Here is a 13,928-nt window from a genome sequence, read left to right as displayed (position 1 = left end):
TCGCTCCATCGCAAAGGGAACCCCAACGTGACCGCACAGACGACGCCCACGCCGCCTTTCCGCGATCCACAGCTGCCGCTCGCGAAGCGCATCGACGATCTGCTCCAGCGGCTCACCCTGGACGAGCGGATCGCCTTCCTGCACCAGTTCACCCCCGCCGTCGAACGTCTGGGACTGGCCGCCTTCCGCACCGGCCAGGAGGCCCTGCACGGGGTGGCCTGGATGGGCCCCGCGACGGTGTTCCCCCAGGCCGTCGGCCTTGGCGCGACCTGGAACGAGGACCTTGTCCGCCGCGTCGGCGAGGCCGTCTCCACCGAGGTCCGCGCGATGCGCGCCCGCGACGACCGCGTCGGCCTCAACGTCTGGTCCCCCACGGTCAACCTGCTGCGCCACCCGCTGTGGGGCCGCAACGAGGAGGGCTACTCCGAGGACCCCAAGCTGACCTCGGCGATCGCCACCGCGTACACCCGCGGTCTGCGCGGCGACCACCCCACGTACTGGCGCACGGCCCCCGTGCTCAAGCACTGGCTGGCGCACAACAACGAGACCGACCGCTCCACCACCTCCTCCTCGGTCCGCCCGCGTGTCCTGCACGAGTACGACCTGCGCGCCTTCCGCGAGACCGTCGAGGCGGGTGCCGTCGCCGGGGTGATGCCCGCGTACAACCTGGTCAACGGCCGCCCCAATCACGTCTCGCCGCACCTGGCCGAGCACCTGCGCCGCTGGACCGACGAGCACCTGCTGGTCTGCTCGGACGCGGGCGCGCCGTCGAACCTCGTCGACTCCGAGCACTACTACGCCACCCACGAGGAGGCGACCGCCGCCTCGCTGCGCGCCGGAGTCGACAGCTTCACCGACCACGGCACGGAGAGTTCGACGATGATCGGCCGCATCCGGGGCGCCCTGGACAAGGGCCTGCTGACGGAGGAGGACATCGACCGGGCGGTCCGCCGCCAGCTCTCGGTGCGCTTCCGCCTCGGCGAGTTCGACACCGAAGCCGACCCGTACGCCGCCGTCACGGACTTCGACACCCCGGCCCACCGTGCCCTCGCCCAGGAGGCCGCCGAGCAGGCGGTCGTGCTGCTGAAGAACGAGGGAGAGCTGCTGCCGCTGACGGCCGACGCCCGGATCGCCGTCGTCGGGCTGCTCGCCGACGAGTGCAAACTCGACTGGTACAGCGGCACCCTTCTGCACCGCTCCACCCCGCTCGAAGGCCTGTACGACCGCTTCGGCGCCGAGCGGGTGACGTTCGCGGAGGGCGTGGACCGCGTACGCCTGAGGGCGCTGTCCACCGGCGCGTTCGTGTCCGTGCCCGAGGCCCCCGAGGCCGCCGACGAGGTGCGCGGCGCGGAGGGCGCCCTCGACCCGGCGCTGCTGGCCGGCCGCACCGACCTGCCCCCGCTCACCACGGACCCGGACGGAACCGAACTGGCCCTCGTCGACTGGGGCGGCGGCGTCCTCACCTTCCGTGCCCCCGACGGCCGTTATCTCTCGGTCGCCGACGACGGATACCTGCGCGCCGCGGCGGACCAGCCGGGCGGCTGGATCGTGCAGGAGACGTTCCACCTGGAGCCCTCGGGATCCCACGGGAACGGTCACCTCCTCAGGCACGCGGGGACAGGCCGGTACGTCACTGTCGGCGCCGACGGTGTGAAGGTTGCCGACGAGAATCCGGAAACCTTCGAACTCGTGGTGGTGCAGCCCGGCGAGGAGGCCGTGGCGAGGGTGGCCGCCGAGGCCGACGTGGTCCTCGTCGTCGCGGGCAACGACCCGCACATCAACGGCCGCGAGACCGAGGACCGCACCGGCCTCGCGCTCCCCGCCCACCAGGAGCGCCTGCTGCGCGCGGCCCGCGCCGCCAACCCCGACACCGCGCTGGTCCTGGTCTCGGCCTATCCCTATGCGGTCGACCCCGCCGACCTGCCCGCCGTCCTGTGGACCGCGCACGGCGGCCAGGCCGCGGGCACCGCCCTGGCCCGGATCCTCGCCGGCGACGTCTCCCCCGCCGGGCGCCTCCCCCAGACCTGGTACGCCGCCGACGCCGACCTCCCCGACCTCCTCGACTACGACGTGCTCGCCGCCGGGCAGACGTACCTCTACTTCGAGGGCACCCCGCTCTTCCCGTTCGGCCACGGCCTGTCGTACACGGAGTTCGCGTACGGAAACCTGGTCGCCCAGGTGGGTGACGACGCCCTGACGGTCTCGTTCACCGTGACCAACACAGGCGCGAAGACGGCCGACGAGGTCGCCCAGCTGTATGTCCGCGCCGAGAACCCGTCGGTCCCGCGCCCCCGCCGCGAGCTGGTGGGGCACCGCCGGATCACGCTCGCGCCGGGCGCCGCGTCCGAGCTGACCTTCCGACTCCCGCTCTCCGTGCTGGAGTTCTGGGACGTGGCCCACGGCGCCTGGCACCTGGAGCCCGGCGCGTACGAACTCCTGGCCGGCGCGTCGAGCGAGGACATCCGTCTCCGCAGGACCGTCATCGTCGAGGGCGAACCCGTGGCTCCGCGCGCGGTCGTCACGCACGGCCTGGACGCGGCGGACTTCGACGAGCAGCGCGGCACGGAGATCGTCGACCGCACCAAGGAGTCGGGGGACGCCGTGACACCGGCCGACGGCGGATCCGGTGAACTGCTCTTCCGGAACTGCGACTTCGGCGCCGGCATCACCGGCGTCGAGGTGGAGGTGTCCGGGGAGGGCACCGTCGAGTTCTCCCTGATCGGCGGCCCGGTCCTCGCGACACTGACACCGGACCGTCCCACCGGCGACCCGTACACCTACACCACGCTGCGCGCCGACGTGACCGCTGCCGGTGTGCGCGACGTCCACCTGGAGCTGCGCGGCCCGCTGCGGCTGGCGCACGTCGGCTTCTCCGGCTGAGGGTCCGGAAGCAGGCCGACGCACAGAAGGGGCCCGGCACCGGAAGGCATCGGTGCCGGGCCCCTTCATCCCGGGATCTGACCCCAGCCTACCTGAAAACGATTGTCAGAAGCTAGGGGTGGGGCGGGAGATCTCAGTGGGGCGTCAGAGCTGGAGCCCCGTCAGGACCATGACCCGCTCGTAGGTGTAGTCGTCCATCGCGAACTTCACGCCCTCACGCCCCGTCCCGGACTGCTTCACGCCGCCGTACGGCATCTGGTCGGCGCGGTACGAGGGCACGTCACCGATGATCACGCCGCCGACCTCCAGGGCGCGGTGGGCGCGGAAGGCGGTCTGCAGGTCGTGGGTGAAGACGCCTGCCTGGAGGCCGTACTTGGAGTCGTTGACGGCGGCGAAGGCCTCGGCCTCCCCGTCCACCTTCCGTACGGTGAGGACGGGTCCGAAGACCTCCTCGCAGGAGACGGTCACGTCGGCGGGTACGTCGGCCAGGACCGTCGGCGCGTACGTGGCGCCGTCGCGCTTTCCGCCGGTGAGGAGGGCGGCCCCGGCGTCGACCGCCTCCTGGACCCACGCCTCGACCCGCTTGGCGGCGTTCTCGTCCACCAGGGGTCCCACGTCGGTGGCGCCGTCGGACGGGTCACCGGTCACCTGGGCCTCGACGGCGGCGACGATGCGCGGCAGCAGCCGCTCGTACACGGACGCGTCCGCGATCACCCGCTGCACCGAGATGCAGGACTGGCCGCCCTGGTAGTTCGAGAAGGTCGCGATCCGGGTCGCGGCCCAGTCGAGGTCCTCGTCGCTCGCGTAGTCGGCCAGCACGACCGCCGCGCCGTTGCCGCCCAGCTCCAGGGTGCAGTGCTTGCGCGGCACCGAGTCCATGATCGCGTAGCCGACCTTCTCGGAGCCGGTGAAGGAGATCACGGGCAGCCGCTCGTCCTGGACGAGAGCGGGCATGCGGTCGTTGGCGACGGGGAGGATGCTCCAGGAGCCGGCCGGAAGCACGGTCCCGGCGCCCGCGCCTGCCGCGGTCGCCGTGTGGGCCTCGGCCTCGGCGAGCAGCTCGCCGATGAGCAGCCCGGAGAGGGGGGTGGCCGGGGCGGGCTTCAGGATGATCGGCACACCGGCCGCGATCGCCGGGGCGATCTTGTGGGCGCAGAGGTTGAGCGGGAAGTTGAAGGGCGCGATCCCGAGGACGGCACCCTTGGGGAAGCGGCGCGTGAGGGCCAGCCGCCCCTGACCGCCGAGGTCGGTGTCGAGCCGCTGCGCCTCGCCGCTGTTGAACCGCCGGGCCTCCTCGGCCGCGAACCGGAACACGGACACGGCCCGGCCGACCTCGCCCCGCGCCCACTTGATCGGCTTGCCGTTCTCGGCGGAGATCAGCTGCGCGATCTCCTCGGTCCGCTCGGCCAGGCTCCGGCTGACCCGGTCCAGGACCGCGGCCCGCACATGCGCGGGCGTCGCCGCGAACTCGTCCCGCACGGCGTACGCGGCGGCCACGGCCTCCTCCACCTGCTCGTCCGTCGGCACACTCACGCTGCCGACCGAGCGGCCGTCCCAGGGGGACGTCACATCGAACGCGGTCTCACCGGTGGCCCGACGGCCGGCGAGCCAGAAGGCGTGAGTGGCGGTCATAGTCGTTCCCGGCCCTTCGGTAAGTGACACTTCGTCTTCCGCTCCACGGTAGGGCCGGGGCGCCGAGGGGTCGTTTGTCCGGCACGTATGAGTACGACCGAGGGTTGCGCCGGATTGGACGAGTGAGGCACCGGGACCCGCGGAGCCGGACCCGTCGGCACCGACCGAAGCGCCGCCTGCGAGGATCCGCCCATGAGCTACGACCTCGCCGTGTGGGACGGCGCACGCCCACTCGACGACGAGCAGGCGGGCTCGGTCTACGACGAGCTCTGTGCGCGCCACCTGGAGTCGGACGAGGCCGCCGCGCCTCCGACCCCGGCCGTCGTGGCCTACGTCGAGGCACTCCTGCGGCGATACCCGGACGACATCGACGGCGACACCGTCTGGGCGTCGCCCCCGGTCATGGACGAAGCCTCGGGACCGATCGTGTACCTGGTCATGTCCTACCGCGCGGCGCAAGAAGTCCTCGACCACGCCGCTTCACTGGCCCGCGAGCACGGGCTCGTCTGCTACGACCCGCAGGTGGCACGCCTACGGGCGTGAGCCCCGTGCGTCGGCGGGCTCAGGCGAGGGCCGCGACCAGCAGGGTGAAGGCGGCGACGATGACGGCGACGCGGGCGTAGTGGAAGCGGTCCCAGCGGCTCGCCTGCTCCTTCCAGTCCTCGGGTCGGTTCTCGGGCGTCCACGTCTTGCCCCGGTTGTTGATCGGGACGAGCAGCAGAAGCGACATGATCACGCTGACGACCAGCAGGACCCCTGCGGTCACCACGAGGCCGGTGCCGCGATGCTGCCAGCCGGCGGCGGCCCAGACCGCGACGAGCACGAGCGACGTGATGTACCAGACCGGCATCACGGCGCCGAGCATCCGGCCCCCACGGGCGCGGCCGAGCACGACGCTCTCCTCGGGCAGTCCGTTGAGGATCGGGTTGACGACGAAGGCGACGGAGAACTCCACCCCCACCATCAGGCCGATGACCACCGTGGTGAACACCTCAAGTGCGTCGAGCATGTTGACCCTCCAGGAATCTAGCGCCGCTAGCCGATGAGGCAACGCTAGACCTTCCATCGCTCGATTGTCTAGCAATGCTAGGATCGAGACATGTCGGTACAGGAACGCAAGGAGCGCGAACGGGCGGTCCGCGAGCGCCTCATCGTGGCCACGGCCCGCGAACTGGCCGAGGATCAGGGCTGGGACGCGGTCACCACCCGTCGGCTCGCCGAGCGCATCGAGTACAGCCAGCCCGTCCTCTACAGCCACTTCCGCGGCAAGCGCGAGATCATCGGAGCCGTCGCGCTGGAGGGGGCCACCGAGATGGCGGCGGCGCTACGGGCCGCGACCTCGGCCGCAGAAGGTCCCCGCTCCCGGGTCGCCGCCCTGGCCCGCGCCTACCTCGACTTCGCCGAGCGCCACCCGGCGGTCTACGACGCCATGTTCCGGCTCGACGGCGGCCTGGCGTTCGCCCACGAGGACACCCCCGAGCCACTGAAGGACGCCTTCGCCGCGCTGCTGGAGAACCTCGACGAGGTCGCCGGGGACGGCGTCCACCCGGGACTGTTCACCGAGGTGTTCTGGGCGGCCCTGCACGGCCTCGCCGGCCTCACGCGCGCGCGACGGCTCCCGCCGGAGGACACCGAACGCAGGGTGGAACTGCTGGTGGACCGGCTCGCCCTCGTCTGAAGGTGCCCCCCAGCGGGCCCGCAGCCGCACGGGCAAGGGCATGGGGCACCGGTGTCGGCACCCGCACGGAAATGCGCCCTACTCCCCCGCCGCCGCCGTGGCCTTCAGGGCCAGCCACAGCTCCATCCGGACGTCCGGATCGTCCAGGGACCGGCCGAGGATCTCCTCCACCCGGCGCATCCGGTACCGCAGCGTGTGCCGGTGCACTCCCAGGTCCGCGGCGGCCGCGTCCCACTGGCCGTGGCGCGACAACCACGCCCGCAGCGAGGCGACCAGGTCCCCCCGCCCCGTCGCGTCGTGCTCACGCAACGGGCGGAGCAGGCTGTCGGCGAAGGCCCGCACGGCGTCGTCCCCGAGCAGCGGCAGCACGGACCCCGCCGCCAGCTCCTCGTGCTCGACCAGACAACGCCCCCGGCGCCGGGCGACCGACAGCGCCTGCTCGGCCTGTTTGTACGCCGCCGCCGCGGCTATCGGCCCGGCCGGCGCGGACAGCCCGACGACGAGTTCCTCCTCCTCGACGCCCCCACCGACAGCGGCGGAGCCGGGCCCGCCGACGGACGCCGGGTCCCGCCCCGCCGCCCGAGCCGTCTCCAACGCCACCGCGAACTCCCCGCACGCGGCCACCGCCGCGCCCCCGTCGACGGCGAGCACGACGAGCCTTTCCCCGTCGGGCACCACCAGCACCGCCTCCCCGGCGCGCGCCGCGGCCGCCTCCACCACCTCGACGAGCTGCCCGAGCAGTTCCCCACCCGAGTCGCCACAGGCCGCCCCGCCCGCCGGGGTCCGTACGACTTCGGCAGTCACGCCCCCTGTAACGCCCGCCGCCGCGCCCCCTGACCCGGCGGCCCCCTGAGCGCCCCCGAGCCCGGACCGAGCCCCCTCCCCGACCCCGCGCGCCCCTACGGAGGCACGCGCGCCCCCGGCCGAACTCACCGACCCAGCCCCGACCGACTCCTCCACGGCGCCCGCCGTCCCCACCGCACCGACCGCCCCTTCCATCCGCGCCCGCGCGGCCGAAGCCGACGCCGCCTCCGCGAGGATCAGCCGGAAGGGGGCGTCCAGCAGGCCCCCGTACAGATCCCCGGCGACGGCGCGCGCGTGGTCGCACTCCCCCGCCAGCAGCATGCGCAGCACCGCCGCGCCGATCCGCTGCTCGGCGGCGTGCAACGAGCCCGACCGTTCCGTGGTGAGGGTGAGGAGCGCGATCGCGGAGTGCACGGCGTACCGCTCGGCCGTCCCGAGAGCCGCCGCCGTGCCGACGGCGAGGGCGGCGCGGGCCCGGCGGCCGGTGCCGAGGGAGTGCAGCTCGACGCGGTCCTCGCCGCCGACGACCGCGCTGGCCGGAGCGGGCCGGTCGCGCAGCCGTTCGACGTCGGCGACGAGCCGCCCGGCCCGCCGCTCCGCCCACTCGGGCGCCACCGCGACGACCGCCCCGGAGGCGTCGTACAGGGCCGCCCACCCGTCGACCTGCCCGGCGAGCGCGCCCAGCAGCCCCTCGGGTCCGGCGGCCAGGGCCTGCCGGGTGAGTTCGCGCTGCGCGGCGAATCCCGCCGTGACCGCCCGGTACTGCTCGGCGGCGATCGCGGCGGACACCGCCTTGCTGATGGCGAGGAAGGGCGTGCGCCGGGGGACTTCCAGGAGGGGCAGCCCCTCCCCCTCGGCCGCGTCGACGAGCGCCCTGGGGATCTCCTCGTAGTGCACCCCGACGGCGAACCCGAGCCCGACCACCCCGGCCCCCACCAGCCTCCGTACATAGCGCCGCATCGCCTCCGGATCCTCCGCGTCGAGCTTCAGCGCGGTGATCAGCAGCAGTTCCCCGCCCTCCATGTACGGCACGGGGTCGGCGAGCTCACTGGCGTGCGCCCAGCGCACCGGCACGTCGAGGCGGTCCTCGCCCGCCCGCACGGTCAGTTTGAGCGCGGAGTGGTGGACGAGCGAGGCGAGCGTCGGGGGCATGGGACCTTCAGGTCGACGTCGGAGGCGGAGAGGAGGACGGACGGGGAACAGACAAGACCTTTTGGCCGCCGCGTATGAACGGCCTGTCCCGATTCTGCCTCACCGTACGATCACAAGTCCCACGCACCGCACACCGAATGGCTCAAATCGAACGCACCCGACGCCACCGCGAACGGTCCTCCGACCACCCCACGAACGGCCCCCGGCAACGCCCTCGGCCCGCGCAGGTCAGCCTCGCAGGTCCACCAGCAACGGCGGCGCGTGCTCGCCCCGCACGTTCGTCAGGGACAGCACCGCGTGCCCCGGGGGCACCCCGTGCGCCAGTTCGGACGCGGACCAGCGTTCCCGCTCCACCTGCCGGACGGTGACGGCCCGGGCGGTGGGCGCGTGGCCGGTCATGACGCGGCGCAGCGCGTGCCAGGCCTTGCCCGCCGGGGAGTCGGCGATGATCTGCCGGTCGGTGACGTCCCTGGCCTCGGTCCACTCCTTGCCCCACACTTCGGCGAAGTCCTGCCCGTCCCACGGGGTGAGGCCGGACAGTGCCATCCGGCAGCCGGTGGCACCGAGGAGCGGGCCGCGCAACGGCCGGGGCACATCGTCGAGGGTGCGCAGGGTGAGGACGGCCCCCGCGTTGGTGGACCGCAGCCGCTGGATGCCGCGTACGGCCTCCGGCGTGACCACGCCCGTGGCGTCGTCCAGCACGAGGCAGGCGAACAGCGACCTGTCCTCCCGGACGGCGACGCTCGCGGTGAACTGCGCGAGCACCAGCCGCGCCAGGATGCGCGAGGCGTCGGCGTGGCCGCGTTCGGGCAGGTCGATCCGGACCCGGACGGGGTGGTCCAGGGCCCGCAGCGAGAAGGGCCGGGACTGGCCCGAAGTGTCGAAGAACGCGGCGAAGGCGGGCCGGTCGAGCAGGGCGACCCGGTCCGCCAGGACGCTCCCGACGTCCCCGGGGTGTCCGAGCTGGCGTTCCCGCGCGTCCAGCTCCCGCAGCAGCGACTCCTGCCCGGCGTCCTGGAGGGCCGCGCGCAGCTCGCCGAGCGGGCCGGGGGCGCCGTCCAGCAGCTGCCGCAGCTGCGGCACCGACGGGAACCGTCCGTGCACCGCCCGGAACGGGCCGAGCAACTGGGCGAGGACCGTGGTCGAGCGCCGGCTGTCGCCGCCGGGGTGCGGGTCGGCGAGATCACCGACGAGCGCCTCGGCGAGGACGGCGGCGGCCTCGTCGGGATCGGTGGTCCCGCCGTAGAGGTCGAGGTCGTACACCGACTCGGGATTCCCGATCCGCACGACGACGTCGTAGGCGTCGGCCGGGCCGAGCCCCGCCCCCGCCGCGCCCACGACCACCACGGCGGCCCGCCCGGCGAGCGCGTGCAGACACAGCGACTCGGCGACGGGCCAGACGACGCTGCCGGTCTTCCCCGACCCGGCGGGCCCGACGGCCAGCAGGGACGTGCCGAGCAGTTCGGGGCCGAGGGCGAGGCCCGTGCCCCGGTAGGCGTACGGGTTGCGCGGGTCGTCGACGGTGCCGCCGAGACGGACCTGCCCGGTGACCAGGTCGTGCCTGGCGAGCCGGGTGGGCAGGTCGCGCTCCCCGGAGGGGTGCAGGCACGCTGCCGCCCCGTCCTTCAGCACGGCGCCGGTGAACGTCGCCAGACTGTGCCGGCCGCTGCGCACGCCCTGCCACGCCCGCATGATCCGCGCATGGTCCACGTCCCGCATCAGCCCGGCCCCGGCCTCGGCCACGAGCCGCTCGGCAGCCTCGCCGGCCCCCGCCTCCCGCAGCTGGTTCCACTGGGCGGGGTCGTCCTGGGGCGGCGGTACGACCTGCCGTTCCCGCGGCTGGCGGAGGCGCGAGGCACCGTAACGGCGCCAGACCTCGCCCCAGCGGCCGAGCCGTCCCACGCCGATCAAGATCGCCAGAGCGACGACCGCGTACCAGACGTAGCTGAGCACCACGGCGGAGTAGGAGTGGGCCGGCGCCCAGGAGTCCGGGATCATGGCGTAGAGCGGCACCAGCCACCAGCCGCCGAGGTAGCCGTTCCAGAGCAGGGACCAGATCAGCCAGCCGACGAGGAAGGCGATCAGGGCGCCGCCCAGCAACTGCCGGGCGGGGACGGTCTCCGGTTCCTCCTCCGGCCGCGGCCGGTGGCCGAACCGCCACACTCCGGGGGCCGCGTCGGGCCTGGGCGTCCGCAGCCAGGACAGGAAGGCGTTCCCGTCCGGCCGGGGCGGCACGCCCGGAGCTCCCGGCGCCCCCGCGGGCATCGGCGGCACGGGAGGTGCGGCCGGCATCTCCGGCGACCCCGCCGGACGCGGCACAGGATTCGCATGTGTGCCCCGCGCGTCCCGCGTCCCGTCGCTGTTCATCGCGCCTGCCCCCTGACCAGCCGTCCCGTCCACCATCAGCGAGCCAATCTAACGCTCCCGCATGGGGAGTTCACCGTTTACGCGGCCGGGCGGACCCGTGCGCTCACCGTATTACGCGGCAGGGCGTACACCCGTGCCCCCGTTCCTCCATGTCCAACCCGGACAAGACGAACACCCGACAACGCCCACATGGAGCATGCCCACCCACCGGCCGTCGCCCTAGCCTGCGAGAAAAGAAGCCAGGACGTCCGTACCACCCCAGGAGCCCCACATGAGCGCACTTCCCCAGGAGCGCCGCGTCGTCACCGCCATCCCCGGACCGAAGTCCCAGGAACTGCAGGCTCGTCGTGTCGCCGCCGTCGCGGCGGGCGTGGGGTCGGTGCTGCCCGTGTTCACCGCGCGCGCGGGCGGCGGCATCATCGAGGACGTCGACGGCAACCGGCTGATCGACTTCGGCTCGGGCATCGCCGTCACGAGCGTCGGCGCGAGCGCGGAGGCCGTGGTCCGCCGGGCGACCGCCCAGCTCCAGGACTTCACGCACACCTGTTTCATGGTCACGCCGTACGAGGGCTACGTCGCGGTCGCCGAGGCCCTCGCCGAGCTCACCCCGGGCGACCACGCCAAGAAGTCCGCGCTGTTCAACAGCGGCGCCGAGGCCGTCGAGAACGCCGTGAAGATCGCCCGGTCGTACACCAAGCGCCAGGCCGTGGTCGTGTTCGACCACGGCTACCACGGCCGCACCAACCTCACGATGGCCCTCACCGCGAAGAACATGCCGTACAAGCACGGCTTCGGCCCGTTCGCGCCCGAGGTGTACCGCGTGCCCGTCGCCTACGGCTACCGCTGGCCCACCGGTCCGGAGAACGCGGGCCCGGAGGCCGCCGCGCAGGCGATCGACCAGATCGCCAAGCAGGTCGGCGCGGAGAACGTGGCCGCGATCATCATCGAGCCGGTGCTCGGCGAGGGCGGCTTCATCGAGCCGGCCAAGGGCTTCCTGCCCGCGATCAGCAAGTTCGCCTCCGACCACGGCATCGTCTTCGTGGCCGACGAGATCCAGTCCGGCTTCTGCCGCACCGGCCAGTGGTTCGCCTGCGAGGACGAGGGCATCGTGCCGGACCTGATCACCACCGCCAAGGGCATCGCCGGCGGTCTCCCGCTCGCCGCCGTCACCGGCCGCGCGGAGATCATGGACGCGGCGCACGCGGGCGGTCTGGGCGGCACCTACGGCGGCAACCCCGTCGCCTGCGCGGGCGCCCTCGGCTCGATCGAGACGATGAAGGAACTCGACCTCAACACCCGGGCGAAGAACATCGAGGCGACCATGAAGGCGCGCCTGACCGCCATGGCCGAGAAGTTCGACGTCATCGGTGACATCCGCGGCCGCGGCGCCATGATCGCCATCGAGCTGGTCAAGGACCGTACGACGAAGGAACCGAACCCGGAGGCCACCGCCGCGCTCGCCAAGGCCTGCCACCAGGAGGGGCTGCTGGTCCTGACCTGTGGCACCTACGGCAACGTGCTGCGCTTCCTGCCGCCGCTCGTCATCGGCGACGACCTCCTGAACGAGGGCCTCGACATCATCGAGCAGGCGTTCGCCCGCATCTGACACACGTCCGAGAGGGCCGGACACGTGCGCGGGAGCCCGCTGCCGCGCACGGCGCCCGCATACGGAATCCCCCATCCGTCCCCGACGTCCCACGCTTCGCGGAACCGGAATCCGAGCCCGGATTCCGGTCCCTGTGGGCAAGCGTCAGAGGGCGTGAAGAAGGTGTGCAAGGTGCATGTCGGGTCGCGATTCCGCCTGTCCTCGCCGCGCTCGCTGCCGTAGGTTCTGACGCAGATGAGAGATACACCCCGCCCACAGGGGACTGTGGGTGACACCGGGTCGGGGCCTCCCCAGCTTCGCCCTGGTCGTGCCCTCGCGCACACACTCGGAGCTTCCGGCTCCGGATCTCCTCACCGATCGGATGGCCGCCCGCCCCAAACCCCCCGGGGCGTGCGGCACACCGATCCGGACGGCCGTCCTCGAACCACCCCCCCTGTTCGAGGACGGCCGACCACCCCCGCAGGCCGCAGCGCCGCTCTCCTCCTTCTCGGCGGCGCCCCGGCCCTTCTCTTCGCGCTGATCACCTGGCAGGTCCTCGCGCACGGCCCACTGGCCCGCCTGGACGAACGCCTCAGCGATTCACTCGTCCACCGGGGCGCCCCCACGCAGTTCCTCGCCGACCTCGGCAACGTCACGGTCGCCGTCCCGGTCCTCGCCCTGGCACTCCTGTTCGTCGCGTGGCGGGCGCGCGCCACCGGTCGGGACCACTGGTGGCGGCCGTCCGCCGCCGCGGCCCTCCTGATGGCCGCCGTACCCCTGTGGGTCGTCCCGCTGAAGGAGCTCATCGCCCGGTCCGGCCCGCCGATCATGGGCCCGGGCACCGGCTTCTACCCCTCCGGCCACACCGCGACCGCCTCGGTCGCGTACGGCTCCGCCGTCCTGCTGCTGTGGCCCTGGCTGCGCGGCACCCTCGCGCGCCGCGCGGCCGTCGCCGTCGCGGTCGTGGTGAACATCGGGGTCGGCTTCGGGCTGGTCCGGCAGGGCTACCACTGGCCGCTCGATGTGGTGGCGAGCTGGTGCGTGTGCGCGCTGCTGCTCTCCTCGCTGTGGTTCGGGGTGCGGCGCCTTCCCGGCTGACGTGCGCGCCCCGTTGGACGCTCGTGGGTTCAGTTCGACGCTCGCGGGTTCAGTTCGACGTCCGTTCGACATTTCTTCGGTGTCCGCTTTCGCGTCGGCCGCACGGGCGGCCGACGAGAGCGGGTGCGGCCGGGGGACGGCCGCTCGTCACGACACGGGGCGGTCGGCCCCGGCTACCGGTCCTCGTCCCTCGCCAGGCTCGCCGCCGCCTCGTGCATGGCCAGTTCGAGGAGGGCCGGGTCGTTGAGGGTGCCGCTGCCGTCCGGCGGGACCAGCCAGCGGACGCCGCCGGTCTGCCGGCCCGGGTACGGCACCACGATCCAGGTGCCGCCGCCCGCGCTGCGCACCCCCGTGCCCAGCCATCGGGAGGCCGTGCCCGGCGGTACGAAGAACCCCATGCGGTCGTCGCCGAAGTCGGCGAGCACGGGCCCGGGTTGATCGATGATGCGGGTGAGGACATCGAGCGTGGGATAGCCGAGTTCCCCCGGCAGGATCAGCACGTCCCAGGCCCTGCCGGCCGGAAGCAGGGCGACCCCCAGGGGGTTGCGCTCCCACTCCCAGCGGCAGGCCTCGGGATCCGGTGACACGGATGCCAGCCACTCGACCGCCGTCTTGGCCCCAGTCATGACAGGGACCTTCCTCTCTCTAGAGCTCCTACGGACGCGGTTTCGCGTCAGGAGCACAGACAGAGGTTCCGGCCGGGCATTACGCGGCTTCTGGCAATTTCTTGGT

10 protein-coding genes are annotated in these 13,928 nt (G+C 73.1%); 5 read left to right on the top strand and 5 right to left on the bottom strand.

The genetic code is table 11. The annotated features are described in order from the left end of the window. Positions 1–27: 27 nt before the first annotated feature. Positions 28–2,880, top strand: coding sequence for a glycoside hydrolase family 3 C-terminal domain-containing protein (locus tag GWK25_RS08860; protein WP_215449241.1), 2,853 nt, complete (start codon positions 28–30; stop codon positions 2,878–2,880). A 144-nt stretch (positions 2,881–3,024) separates the two neighbouring features. On the opposite strand, the gene GWK25_RS08855 is transcribed toward GWK25_RS08860, so the two are convergent. Further along, complete coding sequence (locus GWK25_RS08855) at positions 3,025–4,512, bottom strand: aldehyde dehydrogenase family protein (protein ID WP_215449240.1); 1,488 nt, start codon at positions 4,510–4,512, stop codon at positions 3,025–3,027. A gap of 192 nt (positions 4,513–4,704) precedes the next feature. Here GWK25_RS08855 and GWK25_RS08850 point away from each other — a divergent pair, with 192 nt between their 5' ends. Beyond that, positions 4,705–5,055 carry a hypothetical protein gene (locus GWK25_RS08850; RefSeq protein ID WP_215449239.1) on the top strand — a complete coding sequence of 117 codons (351 nt, stop codon included), beginning with the start codon at positions 4,705–4,707 and terminating at the stop codon, positions 5,053–5,055. Between the two features lie 19 nt (positions 5,056–5,074). On the opposite strand, the gene GWK25_RS08845 is transcribed toward GWK25_RS08850, so the two are convergent. Next, the gene (locus GWK25_RS08845; RefSeq protein ID WP_215449238.1) at positions 5,075–5,521 is read right to left on the bottom strand and encodes a DUF1772 domain-containing protein; all 447 of its coding nucleotides are present in this window, start codon (positions 5,519–5,521) and stop codon (positions 5,075–5,077) included. 90 nt (positions 5,522–5,611) lie between these two features. Between GWK25_RS08845 and GWK25_RS08840 the strand changes: the two genes are divergently transcribed. After that, on the top strand, positions 5,612–6,190 hold the full coding sequence (locus GWK25_RS08840) for a TetR/AcrR family transcriptional regulator (protein WP_215449237.1): 579 nt from the start codon (positions 5,612–5,614) through the stop codon (positions 6,188–6,190). A 78-nt stretch (positions 6,191–6,268) separates the two neighbouring features. Here GWK25_RS08840 and GWK25_RS08835 read toward each other — a convergent pair whose 3' ends face one another. Then, positions 6,269–8,146 carry a PucR family transcriptional regulator gene (locus GWK25_RS08835; RefSeq protein ID WP_215449236.1) on the bottom strand — a complete coding sequence of 626 codons (1,878 nt, stop codon included), beginning with the start codon at positions 8,144–8,146 and terminating at the stop codon, positions 6,269–6,271. A 228-nt stretch (positions 8,147–8,374) separates the two neighbouring features. Then, positions 8,375–10,513, bottom strand: a complete 2,139-nt coding sequence (locus GWK25_RS08830) for an ATP-binding protein (protein ID WP_215449235.1) — start codon at positions 10,511–10,513, stop codon at positions 8,375–8,377. Between the two features lie 271 nt (positions 10,514–10,784). Between GWK25_RS08830 and gabT the strand changes: the two genes are divergently transcribed. Together gabT and GWK25_RS08820 are read left to right on the top strand one after the other, a co-directional pair. Next, positions 10,785–12,119: a 4-aminobutyrate--2-oxoglutarate transaminase gene (gene gabT, locus GWK25_RS08825; protein ID WP_184899940.1), complete on the top strand. Its 1,335-nt coding sequence runs from the start codon at positions 10,785–10,787 to the stop codon at positions 12,117–12,119. Between the two features lie 390 nt (positions 12,120–12,509). Continuing rightward, positions 12,510–13,196: a phosphatase PAP2 family protein gene (locus GWK25_RS08820; RefSeq protein WP_308404190.1), complete on the top strand. Its 687-nt coding sequence runs from the start codon at positions 12,510–12,512 to the stop codon at positions 13,194–13,196. Between the two features lie 173 nt (positions 13,197–13,369). On the opposite strand, the gene GWK25_RS08815 is transcribed toward GWK25_RS08820, so the two are convergent. After that, complete coding sequence (locus tag GWK25_RS08815; RefSeq protein WP_215449233.1) at positions 13,370–13,822, bottom strand: hypothetical protein; 453 nt, start codon at positions 13,820–13,822, stop codon at positions 13,370–13,372. Positions 13,823–13,928: the final 106 nt, after the last annotated feature.

It is taken from the genome of Streptomyces sp. ATCC 21386 (assembly GCF_018728545.1).
In the GTDB taxonomy this organism is placed as follows: Bacteria; Actinomycetota; Actinomycetes; order Streptomycetales; family Streptomycetaceae; genus Streptomyces.
This window is presented reverse-complemented; position numbering and strand designations above follow the sequence as displayed.

Coding starts and splice junctions, on each gene's coding strand:
- GWK25_RS08855 (WP_215449240.1), bottom strand. CDS start 4,512: ATGACCGCCACTCACGCCTTCTGGCTCGCCGGCCGTCGGGCCACCGGT.
- GWK25_RS08850 (WP_215449239.1), top strand. CDS start 4,705: ATGAGCTACGACCTCGCCGTGTGGGACGGCGCACGCCCACTCGACGAC.
- GWK25_RS08845 (WP_215449238.1), bottom strand. CDS start 5,521: ATGCTCGACGCACTTGAGGTGTTCACCACGGTGGTCATCGGCCTGATG.
- GWK25_RS08840 (WP_215449237.1), top strand. CDS start 5,612: ATGTCGGTACAGGAACGCAAGGAGCGCGAACGGGCGGTCCGCGAGCGC.
- GWK25_RS08835 (WP_215449236.1), bottom strand. CDS start 8,146: ATGCCCCCGACGCTCGCCTCGCTCGTCCACCACTCCGCGCTCAAACTG.
- GWK25_RS08830 (WP_215449235.1), bottom strand. CDS start 10,513: ATGAACAGCGACGGGACGCGGGACGCGCGGGGCACACATGCGAATCCT.
- gabT (WP_184899940.1), top strand. CDS start 10,785: ATGAGCGCACTTCCCCAGGAGCGCCGCGTCGTCACCGCCATCCCCGGA.
- GWK25_RS08815 (WP_215449233.1), bottom strand. CDS start 13,822: ATGACTGGGGCCAAGACGGCGGTCGAGTGGCTGGCATCCGTGTCACCG.